Here is a 22072-nt window from a genome sequence, read left to right as displayed (position 1 = left end):
GGCCATGACGCACGACGCGCGCCCCGACCGCGAGGACCCGCGCGACGCCGGACCCCGGCGCCGCCCCGTCGACCGTCCGCCGGTCGACCGGCACGACGGACCCCGCCCGCCCGCCGCGGCCCCGGCCCCGGCGCCCAGACGCCCCCGCCCCGACGACGAGGTCGGCACCGGACCGCTGGCCCGCGCGTCCGCCGCCGTCTGGTGGTTCCTCGTCGTCTCCGCGCTCGTCGTGCTCACCGGCGGCCTGCCCCTCGGGCTCCTCGTCGTCCTCGCCTGGGACCCCGGCAACGCGCCCCTGATCGCCGCCGCGTTCGTGCCCCTCGGGCCCGCGCTGGCCGCCGCCGTCTTCGCGTGGCGGCGCTTCCTCGCCGACCGCGACCTGCAGCCCGCCCGGCACTTCTGGCGCGGGTACCGGCTCGACGCGGTCGACGTCCTGCGCTGGTGGGTGCCGACCCTCGCGGTGCTGGCGCTGCTCGTGCTGGGGATCGGCGTCGTCGACGCCACGGGCATGCCCGGCGCGTACGCCGTCGTGCTGCTCCTGCTCGCCGTCGCCCTGCTGCTGTGGGCCGCCAACGCTCTCGTGCTGTCCGCGACGCTCAGCCTGCGCACCCGCGACGTCGCACGCCTGGCCGCGTACTACCTGGCCGCCCGGCCCCGGGTCACGCTCGGCAGCCTCTCCCACCTGGTGATCAGCGGCGGCGTCGTGCTCCTCACCTCGGACTGGGTGCTCGTCGCGCTCGCGGGCACCCTCGCGTTCGCCGTCACCGTGAACGCCGAGCCCGTGCTGCGCGACGCCGCCGACCGCTTCACGCGCGACGGCGCGGGCGCGGCCCCGTCCTGACCCCTGCCCCGACCCTCGAGGTGCCCCGCATGCCCCTGCCGACCGGCGACCACGTCCGCTACGGCGGCGACCACAACCCCGAGCAGTGGCCCCGCGAGGTGTGGGACGCCGACCACGCCGCGTTCGACCTCGCGCACGTCACGACGCTGACGCTCGGGGTGTTCGCGTGGGCGCACCTGCAGCCCGCGCCGGACGTCTACGACTTCTCGCGGCTCGACGCGATCGTCGAGCACACCGCCGCGCAGGGGCGCGACGTCGTGCTCGCGACGCCGTCGGGCGCCATGCCGCCGTGGCTGGCCGCCGCGCACCCGGACGCGTGCCGGGTCGACGACCAGGGCCGCCGGCACGTGTACGGGCAGCGCCACAACCACTGCCCGTCGTCGCCGGCGTTCCGGCGCCTCGCGGTCGCGATGGCCGACCGGCTCGCCGCCCGGTACGGCGACCACCCCGCGGTCGTCGCGTGGCACGTCGGCAACGAGTACGGGGGCGCGTGCTACTGCGACCTGTGCGCGGCGGGGTTCCACGACTGGCTGCGCGCCCGCTACGGCACGCTCGACATGCTCAACGACGCGTGGAGCACCACGTTCTGGTCGCACACGTTCACCGCGTGGGACCAGGTCCCGCCGCCCACGATGCTCTCGGAGCACTGGCGGAGCCCGAACCACACCGCGTTCCAGGGCATCACGCTCGACTACCGCCGGTACATGTCCGACCGGCTGCGCGAGGGCTTCGTCGCCGAGAAGGCCGCGATCCGCGCGCACGTGCCGACGACGCCCGTGACGACGAACCTCATGGGCTTCTACCAGCCGGTCGACTACCACCGCTGGGCCGACGACCTGGACTTCGTCTCCTGGGACAACTACCCGCCGCTGCCCGACGACCCGCGCCGCACCGCCGCCCGCATGGCCGCCACGCACGCCGCCATGCGCGGGCTCAAGGCCGGGCAGCCGTTCTGGGTGATGGAGCAGACGCCGTCGACCACCGCGAGCCGCGACGTCAACCCCGTCAAGCGCCCCGGGGTGCTCGCGCTGTGGACGTGGCAGGCGGTCGCGCACGGCGCCGACGCGACCCTGTTCTTCCAGATGCGGCAGTCCCGCGGCGCGTGCGAGAAGTACCACGGCGCCCTGATCGACCACTCCGGGCGCACCGACACCCGGGTGTTCTGCGAGGCCGCCGCCCTCGGCGCCGCGCTCGCCTCGACCGGCGACGCCCTGCTCGGCGCCCGCACGCCCGCGCGGGTCGCGCTGCTGCTCGACTGGGACGCGTGGTGGGCCGTCGAGATGACCGACGGCTACAACCGGCACGTCTCCTACCTGCAGACCCTGCTGCAGCACCACCGGGCGCTGTGGTCGGCCAACGCGGGCGTCGACGTCGTGCCCGTCACCGCCGACCTCGCCCCGTACGACGTCGTCGTCGCCCCCGTGCTGCACCTGATCAAGGACGACCTCCCCGACCGGCTGACCGCGTTCGTCGAGGCCGGCGGCACCCTCGTCACCACGTTCTACGGCGGACGCGTCGACGCGAGCACCAACGCGTTCCTCGGCGTCCCGCCGCTCGACCCGCTGCTGGGCGTCCGCGTCGAGGAGACCGACTCCGGCGTGCCCGGCGCGTCCAACCCCGTGACGCTCGTGCTCGACGGCGAGGCGACGACGCACGACGCCGCGCTCGTCTTCGAGCTGCTCGTCCCCGACGACGGCACCGACGTGGTCGGCACGTACGGCGCCGACTTCTACGCCGGCCGCGCCGCCGTCACGCGGGCCCGGCGGGGGAGCGGCGAGGCGTGGCGCGTCGGCACGGGTCTCGACGACGACGGTGTCGCCCGCGTCCTGCGCCACGTGCTCGACCGGCACGGGCTGACCGGCCCGCACGCCGACGAGCCCGACGTCGAGGTCGTCGACCGCGTCGCCCCCGACGGCACGACGTACCGGTTCGTGCTGCACCACGGCACCGCACCGGTCACCGTCACCGCGCAGGTCGGCGGCACCGACCTGCTCACGGGCCGGGTCGTCCTCCCCGGCGACCCGCTCGCCCTCGGTCCCGCCGAGGTCCTGGTCCTGCGCCGGCCCGGGCCCGCGCCCGCCGCAGCCCGTCCGGCACCGGGCCGGCAGCGCGCCCGACGGACCGACGCCTGATCGGGTGCAGTCGCGGACCTCACGATGCGGGACCTCGGTCCCTTGCCGTACGCTCGCACCCGACGAGGGGAGTACTTCCCCGCATCGACCCGGTCAGTACGGCGCACCCGCGACCTCGGGCGGTGGCCCTCCCCACGGAGGGTGAAGGAGACCTCGGAGCCACTGCTGAACCAGGAGACTCCGTGCCCCCGTACCTCTCTGCCCTCGTGCCGACGGCCACGGCACCCGCCGGCGAAGGCATCACCACGATCGCCGACCCGCTCATGTGGGGCCTCACGATCGCCGCGGTGATCGGGCTGCTCGTCATGGACTTCGTCGTGACGCGCAAGCCGCACGAGGTGTCGATGCGCGAGGCGATCGGCTGGTCGACGTTCTACATCGCGCTGCCGCTCGCGTTCGGCGGCTGGATCTGGTCGCAGTTCGGCCAGCAGACCGGCGTGGAGTACCTCACCGGGTACCTCGTCGAGAAGTCGCTCTCGGTCGACAACCTCTTCGTCTTCATGCTGCTGCTGTCGGCGTTCGCCGTGCCCGCCGTGCTCCAGCAGCGCGTCCTGCTGTTCGGGATCGTCGGCGCGCTCGTCCTGCGCGGCATCTTCATCGCCGTCGGCGCGGCCGTGCTCGCCAACCTGTCGTTCGCGTTCCTCATCTTCGGCGCGATCCTGCTGGCCACGGCCGTGAAGATCCTGCGCGACCAGACCAGCGGCGCCAGCCACGACGTGGACGTCGCGAACATGCGCTCGGTCAGGCTGATCCGCCGGTTCATGCCCGTCACCGACGACTACCGGGGCCCGCGCCTGAGCGTCGTGGAGAACGGCAGGCGGATGCTCACGCCCCTCGCGGTCGTGGTCGTGGCCGTCTTCGCCACCGACGTCGTCTTCGCCGTCGACTCCGTGCCCGCCGTCTACGGCATCACCGGCGACCCGTACCTGGTGTTTGCGACCAACGCGTTCGCGCTGCTGGGCCTGCGCGCCCTCTACTTCGTGCTCCAGGGCGCGCTGAGCAAGCTCGTCCACCTCGGCTACGGCCTGGCCGCGATCCTCGGCTTCATCGGCGTCAAGCTCGTCCTGCACTGGGCGCACGGCGTCTGGCCGGGCGTCCCGACGATCCCGACGCTGTGGTCGCTGCTCGCGATCGTCGCGATCCTCGGCATCGTCACCGCGACGAGCCTGTACGCGACCCGCGGCGGCACCGGCGACGCGGAGGAGTCGGCCCACGTCGCCGAGCCCCCCGCCCGCCAGCACTGACCGCACGGCAGCACCGCGAGAGCCGCACCCGCCCGACGGGTGCGGCTCTCCGCGTCCCGGGGCAGCAGTAGCCTGACGGCGACCCTTCCCCCTCCTGAGGACGTCATCGATGCCGAGCCTGCAGCCGTACCGTGCCGACGACCACCGGTACGACACCATGACCTACCGCCGCACCGGCCGCTCCGGCCTGGACCTGCCCGCGCTGTCGCTGGGGCTGTGGCACAACTTCGGCGACACGTCCGCGTTCGACACCCAGCGCGCGATCCTGCGCCGGGCGTTCGACCTGGGCGTCACGCACATGGACCTCGCCAACAACTACGGCCCGCTGCCCGGTGCGGCCGAGGAGAACTTCGGCCGGCACCTGGCGCGGGACCTGCGCCCGTACCGCGACGAGATCGTCGTCTCGACGAAGGCCGGCTACGACATGTGGTCCGGCCCGTACCAGAACGGCGGCTCGCGCAAGTACCTGCTGTCGTCCCTCGACGCGTCGCTCGACCGCATGGGCCTGGAGTACGTCGACGTCTTCTACCACCACCGTCCCGACCCCAGCACGCCGCTGGAGGAGACGATGGGGGCGCTGCACCACGCCGTGACCAGCGGCAGGGCCCTGTACGTGGGGGTGTCGAACTACACGCCCGCCCAGACGCGCGAGGCGCACGCGATCCTCGCCGAGATGGGCACCCGGCTGCTCATCCACCAGCCCAGCTACTCGATGTTCAACCGGCACGTCGAGATGGTCGGCGAGGGGCAGCGCGAGTCGCTGATCGACGCCGTCGGCGAACTCGGCGTCGGCATGATCGTGTTCTCCCCGCTCGCGCAGGGTCTGCTCACCGGCAAGTACCTCGGCGGCGAGGCCCCGAGCGGGTCGCGGGCCGCGGGGGCGAGCCCGTTCCTGTCGTCGCGGGCCCTCTCGGAGTCCTACCTGACCCGTGCGCGGGCGCTGAACGAGATCGCTGCCGACCGCGGGCAGACCCTCGCCCAGCTCGCGCTGTCGTGGGTGCTGCGCGACGAGCGCGTGACCTCCGCCCTCATCGGTGCGTCGTCCGTGGCGCAGCTCGAGGACAACGTCGCCGCCCTCGAGGCCGGCCCGCTGACCGACGACGAGCTCGCGCGCATCGAGGAGCACGCCGTCGACGGCACCGGGCGCTGACCCGGGTGTGACCCCCGTGGGGGCGGCCGGTCAGTAGATCGGCCGCCCCTGCGCGTCGGGGACGCCGGACTTGCGGTAGACGTAGGTGCGGACCTGGTCGCGCCACTCGACGGCCGAGCGGAGCTGCTCGTCCAGGCGTTCGCCGACCCGGGCGTGCCAGTCCGCGGGGAACACGTCGGCGGCGTCGGCCCAGTGCTGACGCAGGCGCTCGACGACGTCCACGGCGTCCGCCCGCGAGTCGTACACGTGCTGCACGACCGTCGTCCCGGAGTGCAGGCGGTGCTCCCACGGCACGTGGTGGAAGAACAGCAGCAGCTCGTCGGGGCAGGTCGCGACGTCCTCGTAGAGGTCACGCCACGGTGCCGGGTACTGGCCGGTGAAGCCCGTGCCGGTCGCGCGCGTGCGGTCCACGCCGATGCCGTCGCGGTCGGCGAAGTGGTACGTCCCCCAGCGGGAGTACTCGTAGCCGTCGACGTTCGGGCCGTAGTGCCCGCGCAGCGGGTCGACCATGAAGCCGACGCCCAGCGGGGCCGTGTAGGCCTCGTAGGTGCGCCACGAGTCGTCCATCAGCGCGTGCAGGGTGGCGCGCACGCGCGGGTCGGCGCCGGGGAACGTCAGGTCGACCCACTCGTCGAGCAGGGCGACCGGGTCGGCGTCGGGGTCCCACGCGAGTCGCCCGAACGCGTACAGGTTGGCCTGCGCCAGCGGGTGCCCGGTCCAGAAGACGTCGTCGCCGACGTTCGACACCGCGACGACGCCCGCGGCCGGGAGCGGGTCCGCGTCGGGGGGACCTGAGGCCGGGGAGCCCGGCAGGCCGGACACGATCTGCGCGACCGTGCGGGTGCCGTCCTCGGCCAGACCGAACCGCAGGATCTCGCTCCACCACGGGCCGAGGTAGCACACGTGCTGCTGCTGGCCGGTGTACTCCTGGGTGACCTGGAGCTCGACGGCCACGCGGGTGCGGGGCATCGAGGCCAGCACGGGGGAGACCGGCTCGCGGGTCTGGAAGTCCAGGGGGCCGTGCTTGACCTGCAGCACGACGTTCGCGTCGAACCGACCGTCCAGCGGGGTGAAGTGGTCGTGGGCGGCTCGCGCCCGGTCGGTGCGCCGGTCGCGCCAGTCCTGGTGGTGGTCGTACACGAACGCCCGCCAGAACACGGTCCCACCGTGCGGGGCCACCGCCCGCGCCAGCAGGTTCGCACCGTCGGCGTGGTCGCGCCCGTACGCGAACGGGCCGGGCTGCCCCTCGGAGTCGGCCTTGACCAGGAACCCGCCGAAGTCCGGCACCGCCGCCCACACGCGGTCGGCGGCCTGCGCCCACCACCGCTGCACGTCCGCGTCGAGCGGGTCGGCCGTGGGCAGCCCGCCGAGGGTCATGGGCGAGGCGAACGACACCGACAGGTACGCGCGCACCCCGTGCGGGCGGAACGCGGCGGCCAGCCGGGCGACGTCGCCCAGCCCGTCGGTGAGCAGGCGGGCCTCGGTGGCGTGCACGTTGACGTTGTTGAGCGCGACCGCGTTGACACCGATCGAGCCGAGCAGCCGCGCGTACGCGCCGACGCGGGTGAGGTCGTCGCGGACGCGCCCGTCGGCGTAGAACAGCGACCCGCCGGCGTACCCGCGCTCGACCTGCCCCATCACGGGGTGCACGTCGACGTTGTCCCAGTGGTCGAGCATCCGCACCGGGGCGACCGGCCGGTGGTGCCGCGGCCCGTGGTCCGCCCCGAAGGCGCGCTCGCCGTCCCGCACCACGGCGTGCATCCCGTAGAGCAGCCCGGCCGGCCCGCCGGCGACGACGACGGTCGTGCCGTCCTCGCGCCGGTGGTCGAAGGCCTCGGGGCCGGCCGGCGCGTCGGCCGGTCCGACGACCAGGACGAGGTCGTGGGCCCGGACGTCCGCCGGGCTGGGCGCCGCGGGCGGGTCGAGGACGGTGAGGGTGCCGCCGTGCTGCGCCGTCGCCGCGCGGAGCTCGTCGACGACCGTCCGCCCGACCGGTCCGGCGTCGGGGCCCGGGGCGACGAGGACCCGCCGCGCGCCGAGCGGGCCGAATGCGGCCTCGGGCAGCCAGGCGGGGTGCCAGGCGGGGCGCTCGGTGCGGTCGGCGGCGCTCACCAGTCGTGCACCGTGCCGTCCTTGAGCCGGTTGAACGGCAGGTACGCCGCCTGGTACGGGAAGTGCGCCGCCACGTCGTCGTCGTACTCGACGCCCAGCCCGGGCTGCTCGCCCGGGTGCAGGTACCCGTCGGCGAACGTGAACGACGTGCGGAACACCTCCAGCGTCGCCGCCGAGTGCGGCATGTACTCCTGGATGCCGAAGTTGTGGATCGCCAGGTCCAGGTGCAGCGCCGCCGCCATGCCGACGGGGGAGATGTCGGTGGGTCCGTGGATGCCGCTCTTGATCTGGTGCTGGGCGGCGTGGTCGAGGATGCGCCGCAGCGCGGTGATGCCGCCGGTGTGGGTCACCGCGGAGCGCACGTAGTCGATGAGCTGCTCGCGGATCAGGGTCTGGTAGTCCCACACCGTGTTGAAGACCTCGCCGATCGCCAGGGGAGTCACGGTGTGCTGGCGCACCAGGCGGAGCGCGTCCTGGTTCTCGGCCGGCGTGCAGTCCTCGAGCCAGAACAGGTCGTACGGCTCGAGGTCCTTGCCCAGGCGCGCGGCCTGGATCGGCGTCATGCGGTGGTGCCCGTCGTGCAGCAGCGGCAGCTCGGGGCCGAACTCGTTGCGGACGGCCTCGAACACCCCGGGCAGGTGGCGCAGGTACGCGCGGGTGTCCCAGTCCTCCTCGGCGGGCAGCGGGGCGCGCTGGGCGGGCTCGTAGTCGTACCGGCCCGAGGTCGAGGGCTGCGCGGCCACGCCGTACACCGCGTCGATGCCCGGCACCGACGTCTGCACGCGGATCGACCGGAAGCCCTCGTCCAGGTGCTGGCGGATCGAGTCGAACAGCTCGGGCAGGTCCCGCCCCGAGGCGTGCCCGTACGCCATCAGCCCCGTCCGCGACGCCCCGCCGAGCAGCTGGTACAGCGGCATCCCCGCCAGTCGCGCCTTGATGTCCCACAGCGCGACGTCGACGGCGGCGATGGCGGCCATGGTGACCGGTCCGCGCCGCCAGTACGCGCTGCGGTACAGGAACTGCCACGTGTCCTCGATGCGGTGCGCGTCGCGGCCGACCAGCAGCGGCACCACGTGGTCCGCGAGGTAGCTGGCCACAGCCAGCTCGCGGCCGTTGAGCGTCGCGTCGCCCAGACCGACGACGCCGTCCTCGGTGGTCAGGCGCAGGGTGACGAAGTTGCGCCCCGGGCTGTGCACGAGGACCTCGGCGGAACGGATCGCCGTCCCGGGCGCGGGCGGTGCGACCGCGGGCTCGGGGGCCGGGGCGGCGTCGGTGGTGCCGGTCATGAGGTGCTGCTCCCTCCGCCCGGCGCGACGGTGCGCGGGCAGATCCGACCCTAGGCGGGCCCCGACGCGCTCGGCAACCGTTTGCCGCGGTTTGCCAAACGCCGGTGCTGCGCGCCACCATGGGGCCCGGACCCGACCGCGCCGACCGTCGCGGGCGTCCGGACGGGAGGAGCCCGGTGGACGACAGGCAGCCGACCCTGCGCGACGTCGCGGAGGCCGCCGGCGTCGCCGTCTCCACCGCGTCGCGCGCCCTCAGCCGCCCGGGCCGCATCAGCCCGCGCACCGAGGCCCGTGTCCGCGACGCCGCCGACCGCCTCGGCTACACGCCCAGCGCGTCCGCCCGCGCCCTGTCCTCCGGCCGCACCTCCACCGTCGCGCTCGTCGTGCCCGACGTCACCAACCCGTTCTACTTCGGCCTTGTGCGCGGCACCGGCGCCCGCCTGCGCGAGACCGGCTACGTCCAGGTGCTCGTCGACACCGAGGAGTCCGCCGAGGCCGAGGCGCGTGCGCTCGCCGGCCTCCGGGGCACCGTCGACGGGGCGATCCTGGCCTCGTCCCGGCTCGACGACGACCGGCTCGTGCGTCTCGCCTCCGAGCTGCCCGTCGTCACCGTCAACCGCACCGTCCCCGGCGGCGCCGCCCCCGGCGTCGTGCTCGACACCCCGAGCGGCATCGTCCAGGCGCTCGAGCACCTCGCCTCCCTCGGGCACACGCGCGTCGCCTACGCCGCCGGGCCCCGCACCTCCTGGTCCGACAGCCGGCGCCGTGCCGTGCTCGAGCCCGCCGCCGCGCGCCTCGGGCTCGACGTCACCGTGCTCGGCCCGTACGCACCGCTGCGCACCGCCGGCCCCGCCGCCGCCGACGCCGCCCTCCAGGCGCAGGTCACCGCGCTCGTCGCGTTCAACGACCTGCTCGCGTTCGGGGTGCTCGAACGCCTTGAGGCGCGCGGGGTCCCCGTGCCCGACCAGCTCAGCGTCGTGGGCTGCGACGACGTCTTCGGCGCCGACCTCGTCCGCCCACGACTCACCACCGTCGCCCTGCCCATGGAGCGCGCCGGCCGGCACGCGGCCGACCTGCTCGTCGCCCGCCTGTCCGGCCTCGGCGCACCCCCCGGCGACCCCGTGGTCCTCCCGACCCACCTGGTCATCCGCGCGTCCACGGGCCCTGCACCCGTGCGGTGACGGCGCCACCGGGCCCCGCCGCGGCCCGGTCAGGCCCCGGCGTCCAGGGCGGCCAGCGTCGCCAGGACGCCCTCGGCGTAGCGGTCGAGCTTGGCCGCGCCCACGCCGCCGATCTGCCCCAGCGCCTCGCGCGACGACGGCCGGGCCGCGACGATCTCGCGCAGCGTCGCGTCGTGGAAGACGACGTACGCCGGCACGCCCTGCTCCTTGGCCGCGCCCGCACGCCAGGCCCGCAGCGCCTCGAACGCCGTCGCGTCGGCGCCCGTGAGGTCGGCGGCCGCCGGGCGGGCGGCACCCGCGCGGCGCTCGCGGGGTGCGCGGCCGGTGCGCTCTGGCTCGCGCCGCAGCCGCACCGGGCGCTCGCCGCGCAGCACGGCCGCCGACGCCGGCGTCAGCCGCAGCGTGCCGTAGCCCTCCGCGTCGACCGCCAGCAGCTCGGCCGCCAGCAGCTGGCGCACCACCCCGCGCCACTCGCCCTCGGACAGGTCCTGCCCGATGCCGAACGTCGAGAGCTCCTCGTGGCCGAGCTGGCGCACCCGCGGCGTGACCTTGCCGCGCAGCAGGTCGACCAGGTGACCCACGCCGTACCGCTGGCCGCGCTGGTCCAGGCGGACGACCGTCGAGAGGAGCTTCTGCGCGGGCACCGTGCCGTCCCACGACTGCGGGGGCTCCAGGCACGTGTCGCAGTTGCCGCACGGCCCGTCGGACGGCTGGCCGAAGTACGCCAGCAGCTGCCCCCGGCGGCAGTCGATCGTCTCGCAGAGCGCCAGCATCGCGTCGAGGTGCTGCGTGAGCCGCCGCTTGTGCGCGTCGTCGCCCTCGGACGTGTCGATCATCCGCCGCTGCTGCACGACGTCGTTCAGCCCGTACGCCAGCCACGCGGTCGACGGCAGCCCGTCCCGGCCCGCGCGGCCCGTCTCCTGGTAGTACCCCTCGACGGACTTCGGCAGGTCCAGGTGCGCGACGAACCGCACGTCCGGCTTGTCGATCCCCATGCCGAACGCGATGGTCGCGACCATCACGACGCCGTCCTCGCGCAGGAACCGCGCCTGGTTGCGCGCCCGCACCTGCCGGTCCAGCCCTGCGTGGTACGGCATCGCGTCGACGCCCTGCTCGACGAGCCACGCGGCGGTCTGCTCGACCGAGGCCCTCGACAGGCAGTAGACGATGCCCGAGTCGCCCGCGTGCTCCGCTCGGAGCATCGCGAGCAGCTGGGCCTTGGGCCCGTCCTTCGGCACGATGCGGTACCGGATGTTCGGGCGGTCGAAGCTCGCGACGAACTGCCGGGCGTCGGCCAGGTCGAGCCGCTCGCCGATCTCCCGGTGCGTCGCCCGCGTCGCGGTCGCCGTGAGGGCCACGCGCGGCACGTCCGGCCAGCGCTCGTGCAGCACCGCCAGGCGCAGGTAGTCGGGCCGGAAGTCGTGCCCCCACTGCGACACGCAGTGCGCCTCGTCGATCGCGAACAGCGCCACGTGGCCCCGGCCCAGCAGGTCGAGCGTCTCCGGCACGCGCAGCCGCTCCGGCGCCAGGTACAGCAGGTCCAGCTCGCCCGCGAGGAACGCGTCCTCGACGGCGCGGCGCTGCGACCACTCCTGCGTCGAGTTGAGGAACCCCGCACGCACGCCGACCGCCGACAACGCGTCGACCTGGTCCTGCATCAGCGCGATCAGCGGCGACACCACGACCCCGGTGCCCTCGCGCACCAGCGACGGCACCTGGTAGCACAGCGACTTCCCGCCGCCGGTGGGCATGAGGACGACCGCGTCCTCGCCCGCGACGAGCGCGTCCACGACCGCGGCCTGGTCGCCCCGGAACGCCTCGTACCCCCAGACGCGACGCAGCACCTCCAGCGGCGTGCCGTGCGACGGCGCCGCGGCGCCCTGCTGCACGACCGGGACGGGCCGTGTCGCGTGCGTGCCTGCCCGCACGGCGTCCTGCAGGGCCGCGTCGTGCGGCGACCCGTCCTGCGGCGCCGCGTCCTCGCGCGGACCGCTCGACGTCACGTCCTCGGGCGGCGGGGCGTCCCACGGGTCCGGGGGCGGCTCCTCGTCCCACCACGACGGCTCGGACGGGCCGTCCCAGGTGTCGGGGACGTCGGGGGCGGCGTCGTGGGGGAGGCGGGGCACGCGCCCACCCTACGAGCCCCGGACGACACCCCGGCGCGGATCCGGGCAGCCGGCCGCGCGACGGTGCGGACGGTGGGCGGACCCGGGGCTGGGGACGGCTCGGGGGCCGCACCTGCTCCACGCGACGGGCACGAGACGTCCCCACCTCGCGGCGTGGACGGGCGGCGCGGTGCCCGCCGAGTTCCGTAGGGTGACGGTCATGGGAACCGCACTGGTCACCGGCGCGAGCGCCGGACTCGGTCTGGAGTTCGCCTGGCAGCTCGCCACGGCCCGGCACGACGTCGTCCTCGTGGCACGCGACGAGGAGCGCCTGACCCGCCTCGCGCGCCAGCTCGAGGCCGCCGCGGGCGTGCGCGCCGAGGTGCTCGTCGCCGACCTCTCCGACCGCGCCGACGTCGAGCGTGTCGCGGAGCGGCTGCGTAGCCCGCAGCGGCCCGTCGGGCTCCTCGTGAACAACGCCGGCTACGGGCTCAACCAGGAGTTCGTCGACGGCGACGTCCGCGCCGAGGAGGTCGCCCTCGACGTCATGGTCCGCGCCGTCATGGTGCTCTCGCGCGCCGCCGCCGGTGCCATGGTCCCGCGCGGGCGCGGCGCGATCCTCAACGTCGGCTCGATCGCCGCCCTCATGGCGTCCGGCACGTACTCCGCGCACAAGGCCTGGGTGCGGACGTTCACCGAGTCCCTTGCGGTCGAGCTGCGCGGCACCGGCGTCACCGCCACCGTCGTGAACCCCGGCTTCACCCACACCGAGTTCCACGAGCGCGGCCGCATCGACATGTCGGCCATGCCCGACGCGGTGTGGCTGAACGCCGAGGACGTCGTGGCTGCCGCGCTCGCCGACGTCCGTCGCGGTGCCGTGATCTCCACGCCCAGCCTGCGCTACAAGGCCGTCTCGGCGATCGCGCGCCTGGCTCCTCGGGGCGCGGTCCGCTCCGTCGGCCGCTACCGCCGTCCGCTCGACGAGCCCGCCGCCGACTGATCCGCGCCCCGGGCTCGCTACCCTGTCGGGCGTGACCACCGACCTGTCGCCCACGCCCCGCGAGCAGCTGCGGGACCTCGTCGTCGAGCTCGCCGTCGTGCGCGGGCGCGTCACCCTGTCGTCCGGGCGGGAGGCCGACTACTACGTCGACCTGCGTCGCGCGACCCTGCACCACCGGGCGGCGCCGCTGATCGGCCACCTCATGCTCGACATGCTCGAGGAGGCCGGCCTGGGGACCGCCGAGATCGACGCCGTCGGCGGCCTGACGCTCGGCGCCGACCCCGTCGCGACCTCGCTGCTGCACGCCGCGGCGTCCCGCGGGCAGGACCTCGACGCGTTCGTCGTCCGCAAGGAGGCGAAGGCGCACGGCATGCAGCGCCGCATCGAGGGCCCGGACGTCGCCGGTCGCCGTGTCGTCGTCGTGGAGGACACCTCGACGACGGGCGGTTCCCCGATCGCGGCCGTCGAGGCGGTGCGCGAGGCGGGCGGCGAGGTGCTGGGCGTCGCCACGATCGTCGACCGCGGCACGGGTGCCCGGGAGGCGATCGAGGCCCTCGGGGTGCCGTACCACCACCTCTTCGGCCTCGCGGACCTCGGCCTCGGCTGACCGCACGCCGCGGGCGGGAGGGCCGCCCGCGGCGTCAGCAGGACGAGTCGGCGAGATGCGCCGTGCTCGGCGGGTCGAACGTGCCCGGGTCGCGCAACGACGGCAGCCGGTGCAGCAGCGGGTCGACGAGGCCGCGGCGCGGGTCGAGCACACCCGCGGCGACGAGGCGTCCCACGAGCGCGGTGGCCTGGGCCGACGAGACCGCCAGGCGCCCGGCCAGGGCCCCGGGCTCGACGAACCTGCCCGTGGTGGCGCACAGCGCGTCCAGCAGCCGCTCGACCGTGGTGCCCGCCGGCAGCAGCCCGGTCGGCCGCAGGTCCCGCTCGAGCCCGGCGACGAGGCGGTCCACGAACGCCGCGCTGACGGCACCGGTGTCCCGGTGCTCCGCGATCGCGCGCGGCAGCCCGCCGTGGGCCAGGAACCGCTCGCGCAGCACGGGCGGGGGCACCTGCGCGCACGCCATCAGCAGGTCCGTGAACGACGCGGGCTGCAGCCGCACGACGCGCGCACCGGGCCACGCCTGCACCGCCGCGACGTCGTCGGGGTGGGCGGCCGAGGCGGTGACGACCACCCGTGCACCCCGTCGCACCGCGGCCAGCACGGGATCGGTCCAGCCCGGGGCGCACCCGGCCTCGTCGACGACGAACAGCCGTTCGCCGTCGCACGCCGGTGCACCGGTGCGGGTCGGCCGGCGCAGCACCTCGTCCACGTCCTCCGCGCGCAGCGTCGGCCGGTCGGACGCCTCGCCCGCGGCGTCCGGCTCCGGCTCCACGGGGACGAGCACCACGGCACGCGGGTCCACGTCCGGCTCGGCCACGACCCGTGCGACGAGGTCCTTCACGGCGGTCGTCTTGCCCGTCCCGCGCGGCCCGAGGACGAGCGTCAGCGACCCGGCCCGCAGGTCGGCGGGAGCCCCGAGCGCGTCCTGCGACGCACGCGCCGCGGGGGCCCACCCGTGCGCGGCGCGCGCCGCCAGCTCGGGGTCGTCGAGCACCCACGACGAGCGGCGGCGGCGCGACCACCACGGGGCGGCCGCGCGCAGCACGGTGGCGAGCTCGGTGTGACGCACGGCACCAGCGTCCGCCCTGGTGGTGGCGGCGGCGCAGGACAAAAGGCCTCGCGACGGTGAACGACTCGTGCAGGTCCGGCCGGGCCGGGCCGGCGATCAGACCAGGTCGACGAGGTCCGCGATGGAGTCCAGCACCGCCGTCGGGCGGAACGGGAACCGCTCGACGTCGCCCGCCCGGGTCGACCCCGTCAGCACGAGGTACGTGCGCAGGCCCGCCTCGATGCCCGCGATCACGTCGGTGTCCATGCGGTCGCCGACCATCACCGTCGTCTCGGAGTGCGCGTCGATGCGGTTGAGCGCCGACCGGATCATCATCGGGTTCGGCTTGCCGACGAAGTACGGCTCACGCCCGGTCGCGGCCCGGATCATCGCCGCGACCGCGCCCGTCGCGGGCAGGTCGCCGTCCGCGCTGGGCCCGGTGACGTCGGGGTTCGTCGCGATGAAGCGCGCACCGCCCTGGATCAGGCGGATCGCCTGCGTGATCGCCTCGAACGAGTACGTGCGCGTCTCGCCCAGCACCACGAAGTCCGGCTTCGCGGCCGTCAGCGTGTAGCCCGCCTCGTACAGCGCCGTCGTCAGACCCGCCTCGCCGATGACGTACGCGGAGCCGCCGGGCATCTGGTCGGTGAGGAACTGCGCCGTCGCCAGCGCGGACGTCCAGATGGACTCCTCCGGCACGTCGATGCCTGTCGCCGCGAGGCGTGCCCGCAGGTCGCGCGGCGTGAAGATCGAGTTGTTCGTCAGGATGAGGAACGGCCGCCCGGCCGCCCGCAGCGCCTCGACGAAGTCCGCCGCCCCCGGCAGGGCCGTGCCCTCGTGCACGAGCACGCCGTCCATGTCGGACAGCCAGGAGCGGATCTCGCGGGTCACGGCCGCGGCGCCCCGTCCGGGCCGGGAGCGGTGACGGCCGGGAGGGCGGTCGTCGGGGTCTGCGCGTGCCCGAAGACCTCGCGCTCGACCTCGGCCCGCTCGTCTGGCTCGTCGAACGACGGGTCACGTCCGTCGACGGTCGCGCCGGTGGCCTCGGCCCGGCGTGCGCGCCACAGCTCGACGCCGACCGGGATCACCGAGACGAGCACGATGAGGATGAGCAGCGCCTCGATGTTGTCCTTGATGAAGGCGACGTTGCCCAGCGCGTAGCCGAGCAGCGTGACGCCCACGCCCCACAGGAGCGCGCCGATCACGTTGTACGAGACGAAGTGCCGGTAGCTCATCTTGCCGACGCCCGCGGCGACCGGGGCGTAGGTGCGCACGAACGGCACGAACCGCGCCACGATGATGGTGCGGCCGCCGTAGCGGTCGAAGTACGCGTACGTCTGGTCGATGTACTTCTGCTTGAAGAAGCGCGAGTCCGGCCGGCTGAAGACCTTGGGGCCGACCGTGCGACCGATGACGTAGGCGACCTGGTCGCCCGCGAACGCGGCCGCGAACAGCAGCGCGCACAGCACCCAGATGTTCAGCTGCAGCGAGTCCTGCGCCACGAGCGCGCCCGCCGTGAACAGCAGCGAGTCGCCGGGCAGGAACGGGAACAGCAGACCCGTCTCGATGAACACGATCGCGACGATGCCGAAGAGGGCCGCCGTCCCGAACGACTCGATGAGCGTCTCGGGCTGCAGGAAGTCGGGCCCCAGGGCGGGCAGGGGGCCCGCGGCGAGCAGCGGGACGTCGGACGCGAGTGCGGCGGCGATGGCCGTCGTCGTGAGCATGGCGCCCAGCGTACGACCCGGGCCGTGCCCGTCCCGCCCGTTCGTGCGGAAGATCCTGTGGAGGTCGGCCCTGGCCGTGGCGGCTGGGAGGATGCGCGGATGAGCGACCACGAGGGCGCCCCGCGCGACGCCGGCCCGCCGGACGAGGTCGGCGTCGGCCCGTGGCCGGGCGGGCCGGAGGCGTGGCCGCGCGTCGCCGGCCCGGGGTCGGCCCTCGACCCGCGGTACGACCCGGAGCTGCTCGCCCACGGCGACCGCCGCAACGTCGTCGACCGGTACCGGTACTGGACGGTCGAGGCCGTCGTCGCGGACCTCGACACCCGCCGGCACCCGTTCCACGTCGCGATCGAGAACTGGGCCCACGACCTCAACATCGGCTCCGTCGTGCGGACCGCGAACGCGTTCAACGCCGCGGGCGTCCACGTGGTCGGTCGGCGCCGCTGGAACCGGCGGGGGGCGATGGTCACCGACCGGTACCTGCACGTCCACCACCACCCGGACGCCGACGCCCTCGCGGCCTGGGCGTCGACCGCCGGCCCGGACGGCGGGCGCCTGCCGGTCGTCGGGCTGGACAACGTGCCCGGCTCGGTGCCGATCGAGGGGTACGCCGTGCCGCGCGCGTGCGTCCTGCTGCTCGGCCAGGAGTCCACGGGCCTGTCCGAGCAGGCCCAGGCGGTCTGCGACGTCGTGCTGCACATCACGCAGCACGGCAGCACCCGGTCCCTCAACGCAGGCGCCGCCGCCGCGATCGCGATGCACTCATGGATGCTGCAGCACGCCGTTCGGCCCCGCTCGGAGCCGGATCTACTCCGGGGCGACGACCATCGAGACGAGAGGCTGCACAGCGAGCGCGGCTGAAACGACGGCGAACGACACGAGCGCATACAGCCACCAACGTCGACTGCGGTACCGGGCGAGACGGGCCTCAAGTCCTCGGGCCGGGCGCGGGTTCGCCGGAGGGCGCGCGTGGATCAGCGGCAGCCCGAGGCGGAGCTCAAGCGTGAGGAGTGCCTCCGCGTCGTCGATGGAGTGCAGGGAGTGGCGGGCCAGCAGCTGTGCGCTGACCACCGCGACGCCCGCGGACAGCAGCGCCGCGAGCGCGCGCTGCCACGCCTGCCCGTCACCTAGCGCGATCGTCAGGAGGAACGCCATCGCTGTCATGGCCAGCGCAGGTGACTGCCACATGAGCTCGTCACGCGACACCTGCCGGGCATTGAGAGCCTCGTAGGCGATGGTCGCGTCGGCACCCCCTGCCGGGCTGACGGCACGGGCGATCACCGGTTCGGTCCCCGGCCACCGGTCGTCGAGGTCGAGGACGCGGTCGACCGTGAACCAGCAGAAGTCGGTCGCCTCACCGATGGGTTCCAGCGCGGCGTCCTCGGGGACGTCCAGCGTGAAGCACGCGGCCACGGCGTGCTTGCGGGGGTCGTGCCCCGCACCGGAACGTGGCTCGGGGAAGTACTCGTGGACCGCGTACGGGACGCGTGCAAGCCCCCGGGAGTCTGACCCGGCCAACGTGCTCAGCACGTGGCGAGCGGCAGCGGCTTCGAGCGATTCCCCGTGCAGGACCCGCCCCCCGACATGGCACCAACGGGGCCCGAAGGGGGACGTCCGCCTGATCAGGCCGACGAACTCCACCCGGCCGAGAGCGTCGCGGCGCACCGGCAGGACGTCGGCGCAGACGATCGGGAGGTTGTCGGACGCCCAGGCCCAGTCGTCCGGGGATAGCGGTGCAGCCGACGAGGCAGGTGTCATGCCAACACCATGGACCGTGCAGTGCCTGGATGTCCGTGCGACCCGCTGGCGGGGCGGACGTCCCGGACGCGGGGTGCTGCGGTGGTGGCAGACTCAGGTCGTACCGCATCCGACTACGCGCAGGAGATGCCGCGATGCCTATCGCAACCCCCGAGGTCTACGCCGAGATGATCGACCGGGCGAAGGCCGGCAAGTTCGCCTACCCCGCTGTGAACATCACGTCGTCCCAGACCGTGACCGCCGCCATCCAGGGCTTCGCGGAGGCCGAGTCGGACGGCATCATCCAGGTGTCGGTCGGCGGCGCCGAGTACGCGTCGGGCTCGACCATCAAGAACCGCGTCGCGGGCTCGCTCGCGCTGGCCGCCTACGCCACCGAGGTCGCCAAGCACTACGGCGTCACGATCGCGCTGCACACGGACCACTGCGTCAAGAAGAACCTCGACTCCTGGGTCAAGCCGCTGCTGGCGCTCGAGGCCGAGCAGGTCAAGCGGGGCGAGAACCCGACGTTCCAGTCGCACATGTTCGACGGCTCGGACATCCCGCTGGACGAGAACCTCGTCGTCGCCGCGGAGCTCCTCGAGCTCTCGCAGGCCGCGCGCACGATCCTCGAGATCGAGGTCGGCGTCGTCGGTGGCGAGGAGGACGGCCACGAGGCCGAGATCAACGAGAAGCTGTACACGACGTCCGAGGACGGCCTGGCCACGGTCAAGGCCCTCGGCGCCGGCGAGAAGGGCCGCTACCTGACGGCCCTGACGTTCGGCAACGTGCACGGCGTCTACAAGCCCGGCGCGGTCAAGCTGCGCCCGTCGATCCTCGCCGAGATCCAGAAGACGGTCGGCGACGCCATCGGCAAGGCGAACCCGTTCGACCTGGTCTTCCACGGTGGTTCGGGCTCGACGGCCGAGGAGATCTCCGAGGCTGTCGACAACGGCGTCATCAAGATGAACATCGACACCGACACCCAGTACGCGTTCACGCGTCCGGTCGTCGGCCACATGTTCACCAACTACGACGGCGTCCTGAAGATCGACGGCGAGGTCGGCAACAAGAAGGCGTACGACCCGCGCGCCTGGGGCAAGCTGGCCGAGGCCGGCATGGCCGCGCGCATCGTCGAGGCGTGCCAGCAGCTGCGGTCGGCGGGGCACAAGCTCTGACCTGACCCGTCACGCACGACGGCCCCGGACCTCCGCGCGGAGGTCCGGGGCCGTCTGCCGTCGTGGGCTGCGCGACCGTCAGGCTGCACAGCGCGGCGGCTGCGTCAGGGCGCGGTCGAGTCGACCGGCTCGAACGGCTCGCTGCTGTCGTCGTCGACGACGTCCAGGAGCTCGCCGATGCGCGTGACCTCGAGGAGGAAGCGCACGGTGGGGGGCACCCGCAGCAGGCGCACGCGGTGCTCGCTGCGGATCGACAGGCGCGCGAGGAACGCGACGCCCGACGAGTCCATGAACGTCACGTGGTGCGCGTCGACCTCGATGGGCAGGCCGCGCTGCTCGGCCTCGCTCGTCGCCTCCTGCAGCTCGGGGCCCAGGTCGGCGTCGACCTCGCCCGAGAGCACGATCCGGGTGCGGTCGGCCCCGACGATCACCTGCACGGCTCCGGGCTCGCCGGCGGCGGGTGCCGCGACGTCGCGCTCCTCCGGGGCGGCCGTGGAGGGGTCCCCGTGGGAGGGGCTGTTACCGTCTCGCACGATGCTCCTTCCGGCACGGGGGAGGGGCTCGCCGGGTGGTCGAGGCGTCCGTCCGTCCGTTCGGCACGGTAGACGATCGGAGGTGGTGGTGGTCAACTCCCACGCGAGGTCGGACGTGTCGTCCGTCGGCCCGACCCCCTCCGGAGGGCCGTCCACCGCCCTCCTCGCCCGTGCGCTCGGCGCGTCCCCGGTGCCGACGGCGGTGCTCGACGCGGGCGCCGGCCTGCGCGTCGTGTGGTCGAACGCGGCGCTCGACGCGGCGACCGGGTACCACCCCGGGGACCTCGCGGGCGTCGACGTGCTCGCCGACCCGCGGGTGCGCGTCCCCGACCCGGCCACGCTCCGCGACGCCCTCCGCGAAGGCGTCGCGTTCTCCCCGCGGGTGGTGCTGCGCCGCGCCGACGGCGCCCACGTGCCGTGCGAGGCGCACCTGGCGCCGGTGGACGGACCCACCTGGGTCGTCGCGCTGGAGGACCTGCGGGCGTTGCGCAGCGAGCGGGCCGAGCACGTGGCGCGCGTCGCCGCCGAGCAGCGTGAGCGCCGCGCCCTCGCCCTGGTCTCCCGGGTCTCGGACCTCGTCATGGACGTCGACGAGCCGCACGCGCTGCGGGAGATCGCGGCGCTGCTCGCCGGCGAGGTCGTCGCGTGGGCGGGGTTCTACCTCGACGACCGCGGGCTGTGGGCGGCCGACGGTCTGGACCCGCGGCGCCCGTCGGTGCGGTCGCGGCCCGCGTCCGCCCACGCGCCGGGCACCGACCCGGTCGGTGACCTGCTCGCCGGCCGCGTGACCGGCCCCGTCGAGCTCGACCTCGGCGCACCCGCCCCGGCCGGCTCGTCCACCGCGTGGCTCGTCGACCAGCTCGTCGACGGGCTCGGCGAGGCGACCGACGGCGCAGCGCCGCTGGTGCTCGCCGTGCCCGGCCGTCGACGCACCGTCGGTCTGTTGGTCGTCCGGCCCCGCGGCGAGGGTGGGGCGGCCGGGCTCGACGCGCCGACCCGGACGGTGCTGGATCTCACGGCCCGCCGGGTCGGGCTCTCGGTGGACAACGTGCGGCTGTACGACCGCGAGCACCGCCTGGCCGAGACGCTGCAGCGCGCGATGCTCCCCGAGCAGGGCGAGGTCGACGGCCTCGACGTGTGGACCTACTACTCGCCGAACGGCGACGACGCGCAGGTCGGCGGCGACTGGTACGACGTGCTCCAGCTCGGGCCCGACACCGTCGGCGTGGTCGTCGGCGACGTCGTCGGCCACGACGTCGAGGCCGCGGCGGCGATGGGGCAGCTGCGCTCGGTGGTGCGGTCGTCCGTCGCGGACGCCACGGACGCGGGGCACGCCCTCGACCGCGTCGACCACCTCGTGGCGGGCATGCGCGTGCCGCGCCCCGCCAGCATGGTGCTCTCGGTGCTCGAGCGGTCCGCGGGGGCCTGGCGCGCGGGGCTGGCGCGTGCGGGGCACCTGCCCGTGCTGCTGGTGCGCGAGGGGGAGGCGTCGCTGCTGCAGGGCACCGGCGGTCCGCTCGTCGGGTTCGGCGGGGGTGGCAGGTCGGCCGACGTCGTCGACCTCCTCCCCGGCGACGTGCTCGTCTACTACACCGACGGCCTCGTCGAGCGCCGCGACCGCAGCCTGCGCGACGGGCTCGCCGTGCTCGTCGGGGTCGCGGCGCAGGTGACGGCGCGCGACGCCGCGGGGATCGGCGAGGAGCTCCTCGCGCGGCTCGCCGACGCCCCCGAGGACGACGTCGCCGTCGTGGTGGTGCGGGTGCCGCACGACCACGACGACCGTCGAGGGTGGCCCAGCCCGCGGCAGCGGCGCTGGCGGCTGCCGAGCGAGCCGGCCTCGATCGCCCGGGCCCGGCACGCCGTCCTGCGCACCTGCCAGGCGTGGGACCTGCCCGACGCGTCGAACGCCGAGCTCGTCGTGTCCGAGCTGGTCGCCAACGCCGTGCTGCACGGGTGGGGGCACGTCTCGCTGCAGCTGCACGACACGGGCGACGGCCTGCGCGTCGAGGTCGAGGACGCCAACCCGACGCCGCCGGTGACGACGGACGGGCACCCGGGCCGGGTCGGCGGGTTCGGCATGACGATCGTCGAGCGCCTGGCCGACTGGGGCTGGCGACCCTCGCGCGCGGGGAAGGTCGTGTGGGCGCGGGTGCGCCCCGGGGCCCTGCCCCGTCCGGGGGGCGAGGGTTCCTGACCC

General features: G+C 74.7%; 18 protein-coding genes. 10 read left to right on the top strand and 8 right to left on the bottom strand.

Annotated features, from left to right (window positions below):
• The first annotated feature begins 4 nt into the window (after nucleotides 1–4).
• From BKA21_RS07295 to BKA21_RS07280, 4 genes are all read left to right on the top strand, one after another.
• The gene (locus BKA21_RS07295; protein ID WP_239072707.1) at nucleotides 5–841 is read left to right on the top strand and encodes a glycosyl transferase; all 837 of its coding nucleotides are present in this window, start codon (nucleotides 5–7) and stop codon (nucleotides 839–841) included.
• A 29-nt stretch (nucleotides 842–870) separates the two neighbouring features.
• The gene (locus BKA21_RS07290) at nucleotides 871–2973 is read left to right on the top strand and encodes a beta-galactosidase (protein WP_140457622.1); all 2103 of its coding nucleotides are present in this window, start codon (nucleotides 871–873) and stop codon (nucleotides 2971–2973) included.
• 182 nt (nucleotides 2974–3155) lie between these two features.
• Nucleotides 3156–4217, top strand: a complete 1062-nt coding sequence (locus tag BKA21_RS07285; RefSeq protein WP_373308141.1) for a TerC family protein — start codon at nucleotides 3156–3158, stop codon at nucleotides 4215–4217.
• A 109-nt stretch (nucleotides 4218–4326) separates the two neighbouring features.
• Nucleotides 4327–5367 carry an aldo/keto reductase gene (locus BKA21_RS07280; protein WP_140457621.1) on the top strand — a complete coding sequence of 347 codons (1041 nt, stop codon included), beginning with the start codon at nucleotides 4327–4329 and terminating at the stop codon, nucleotides 5365–5367.
• A gap of 30 nt (nucleotides 5368–5397) precedes the next feature.
• On the opposite strand, the gene BKA21_RS07275 is transcribed toward BKA21_RS07280, so the two are convergent.
• Both BKA21_RS07275 and manD read right to left on the bottom strand, forming a co-directional pair.
• On the bottom strand, nucleotides 5398–7479 hold the full coding sequence (locus tag BKA21_RS07275) for an alpha-glucuronidase (RefSeq protein ID WP_179625331.1): 2082 nt from the start codon (nucleotides 7477–7479) through the stop codon (nucleotides 5398–5400).
• Nucleotides 7476–8765: a D-mannonate dehydratase ManD gene (gene manD, locus BKA21_RS07270; RefSeq protein ID WP_218886987.1), complete on the bottom strand. Its 1290-nt coding sequence runs from the start codon at nucleotides 8763–8765 to the stop codon at nucleotides 7476–7478. Before manD ends, BKA21_RS07275 begins: the two co-directional genes overlap by 4 nt.
• Nucleotides 8766–8941: 176 nt before the next feature.
• On the opposite strand from manD, the gene BKA21_RS07265 reads away from it, so the two are divergent.
• Nucleotides 8942–9946, top strand: a complete 1005-nt coding sequence (locus BKA21_RS07265; RefSeq protein ID WP_239072708.1) for a LacI family DNA-binding transcriptional regulator — start codon at nucleotides 8942–8944, stop codon at nucleotides 9944–9946.
• 29 nt (nucleotides 9947–9975) lie between these two features.
• On the opposite strand, the gene recQ is transcribed toward BKA21_RS07265, so the two are convergent.
• Nucleotides 9976–12072 carry a DNA helicase RecQ gene (gene recQ, locus BKA21_RS07260; RefSeq protein WP_373367004.1) on the bottom strand — a complete coding sequence of 699 codons (2097 nt, stop codon included), beginning with the start codon at nucleotides 12070–12072 and terminating at the stop codon, nucleotides 9976–9978.
• A gap of 199 nt (nucleotides 12073–12271) precedes the next feature.
• Between recQ and BKA21_RS07255 the strand changes: the two genes are divergently transcribed.
• Both BKA21_RS07255 and pyrE read left to right on the top strand, forming a co-directional pair.
• Nucleotides 12272–13051 (top strand): SDR family NAD(P)-dependent oxidoreductase, encoded by a 780-nt coding sequence (locus BKA21_RS07255; protein WP_140457620.1) that lies wholly within the window; start codon nucleotides 12272–12274, stop codon nucleotides 13049–13051.
• A 31-nt stretch (nucleotides 13052–13082) separates the two neighbouring features.
• Nucleotides 13083–13658 carry an orotate phosphoribosyltransferase gene (pyrE, locus tag BKA21_RS07250; RefSeq protein WP_140457619.1) on the top strand — a complete coding sequence of 192 codons (576 nt, stop codon included), beginning with the start codon at nucleotides 13083–13085 and terminating at the stop codon, nucleotides 13656–13658.
• Nucleotides 13659–13692: 34 nt separating this feature from the next.
• On the opposite strand, the gene BKA21_RS07245 is transcribed toward pyrE, so the two are convergent.
• The 3 genes from BKA21_RS07245 to BKA21_RS07235 all read right to left on the bottom strand — a co-directional run bounded on the left by BKA21_RS07245 (nucleotide 13693) and on the right by BKA21_RS07235 (nucleotide 16433).
• The gene (locus BKA21_RS07245) at nucleotides 13693–14727 is read right to left on the bottom strand and encodes an AAA family ATPase (RefSeq protein ID WP_170208909.1); all 1035 of its coding nucleotides are present in this window, start codon (nucleotides 14725–14727) and stop codon (nucleotides 13693–13695) included.
• Nucleotides 14728–14823: 96 nt separating this feature from the next.
• Nucleotides 14824–15597: an HAD-IIA family hydrolase gene (locus BKA21_RS07240; protein ID WP_140457617.1), complete on the bottom strand. Its 774-nt coding sequence runs from the start codon at nucleotides 15595–15597 to the stop codon at nucleotides 14824–14826.
• On the bottom strand, nucleotides 15594–16433 hold the full coding sequence (locus tag BKA21_RS07235; protein ID WP_140457616.1) for a VTT domain-containing protein: 840 nt from the start codon (nucleotides 16431–16433) through the stop codon (nucleotides 15594–15596). Before BKA21_RS07235 ends, BKA21_RS07240 begins: the two co-directional genes overlap by 4 nt.
• 99 nt (nucleotides 16434–16532) lie before the next feature.
• On the opposite strand from BKA21_RS07235, the gene BKA21_RS07230 reads away from it, so the two are divergent.
• Entirely contained in the window at nucleotides 16533–17291 is a 759-nt protein-coding gene (locus BKA21_RS07230) for a TrmH family RNA methyltransferase (RefSeq protein WP_140457615.1), read from the top strand.
• Here the strand turns inward: BKA21_RS07230 and BKA21_RS07225 are convergent.
• On the bottom strand, nucleotides 17238–18188 hold the full coding sequence (locus BKA21_RS07225) for a DUF4916 domain-containing protein (RefSeq protein ID WP_140457614.1): 951 nt from the start codon (nucleotides 18186–18188) through the stop codon (nucleotides 17238–17240). The two genes, BKA21_RS07230 and BKA21_RS07225, sit on opposite strands and share 54 nt — an antisense overlap.
• A gap of 134 nt (nucleotides 18189–18322) precedes the next feature.
• On the opposite strand from BKA21_RS07225, the gene fbaA reads away from it, so the two are divergent.
• Nucleotides 18323–19342: a class II fructose-bisphosphate aldolase gene (gene fbaA, locus BKA21_RS07220; protein ID WP_140457613.1), complete on the top strand. Its 1020-nt coding sequence runs from the start codon at nucleotides 18323–18325 to the stop codon at nucleotides 19340–19342.
• Between the two features lie 104 nt (nucleotides 19343–19446).
• Here fbaA and BKA21_RS07215 read toward each other — a convergent pair whose 3' ends face one another.
• Nucleotides 19447–19875: an STAS domain-containing protein gene (locus tag BKA21_RS07215; protein ID WP_370510980.1), complete on the bottom strand. Its 429-nt coding sequence runs from the start codon at nucleotides 19873–19875 to the stop codon at nucleotides 19447–19449.
• A gap of 115 nt (nucleotides 19876–19990) precedes the next feature.
• Between BKA21_RS07215 and BKA21_RS07210 the strand changes: the two genes are divergently transcribed.
• Nucleotides 19991–22069: an ATP-binding SpoIIE family protein phosphatase gene (locus BKA21_RS07210; RefSeq protein WP_239072709.1), complete on the top strand. Its 2079-nt coding sequence runs from the start codon at nucleotides 19991–19993 to the stop codon at nucleotides 22067–22069.
• The last annotated feature ends 3 nt before the right edge of the window (nucleotides 22070–22072 follow it).

It is taken from the genome of Cellulomonas oligotrophica (assembly GCF_013409875.1).
Taxonomy (GTDB): Bacteria; Actinomycetota; Actinomycetes; order Actinomycetales; family Cellulomonadaceae; genus Cellulomonas; species Cellulomonas oligotrophica.
This window is presented reverse-complemented; position numbering and strand designations above follow the sequence as displayed.

Bases quoted from the DNA above. Each gene is read 5' to 3' on its own strand.
- BKA21_RS07295 (WP_239072707.1), top strand. From the start codon at position 5: ATGACGCACGACGCGCGCCCCGACCGCGAGGACCCGCGCGACGCCGGA.
- BKA21_RS07290 (WP_140457622.1), top strand. From the start codon at position 871: ATGCCCCTGCCGACCGGCGACCACGTCCGCTACGGCGGCGACCACAAC.
- BKA21_RS07280 (WP_140457621.1), top strand. From the start codon at position 4,327: ATGCCGAGCCTGCAGCCGTACCGTGCCGACGACCACCGGTACGACACC.
- manD (WP_218886987.1), bottom strand. From the start codon at position 8,765: ATGACCGGCACCACCGACGCCGCCCCGGCCCCCGAGCCCGCGGTCGCA.
- BKA21_RS07255 (WP_140457620.1), top strand. From the start codon at position 12,272: ATGGGAACCGCACTGGTCACCGGCGCGAGCGCCGGACTCGGTCTGGAG.
- BKA21_RS07235 (WP_140457616.1), bottom strand. From the start codon at position 16,433: ATGCTCACGACGACGGCCATCGCCGCCGCACTCGCGTCCGACGTCCCG.
- BKA21_RS07230 (WP_140457615.1), top strand. From the start codon at position 16,533: ATGAGCGACCACGAGGGCGCCCCGCGCGACGCCGGCCCGCCGGACGAG.
- BKA21_RS07225 (WP_140457614.1), bottom strand. From the start codon at position 18,188: ATGACACCTGCCTCGTCGGCTGCACCGCTATCCCCGGACGACTGGGCC.
- fbaA (WP_140457613.1), top strand. From the start codon at position 18,323: ATGCCTATCGCAACCCCCGAGGTCTACGCCGAGATGATCGACCGGGCG.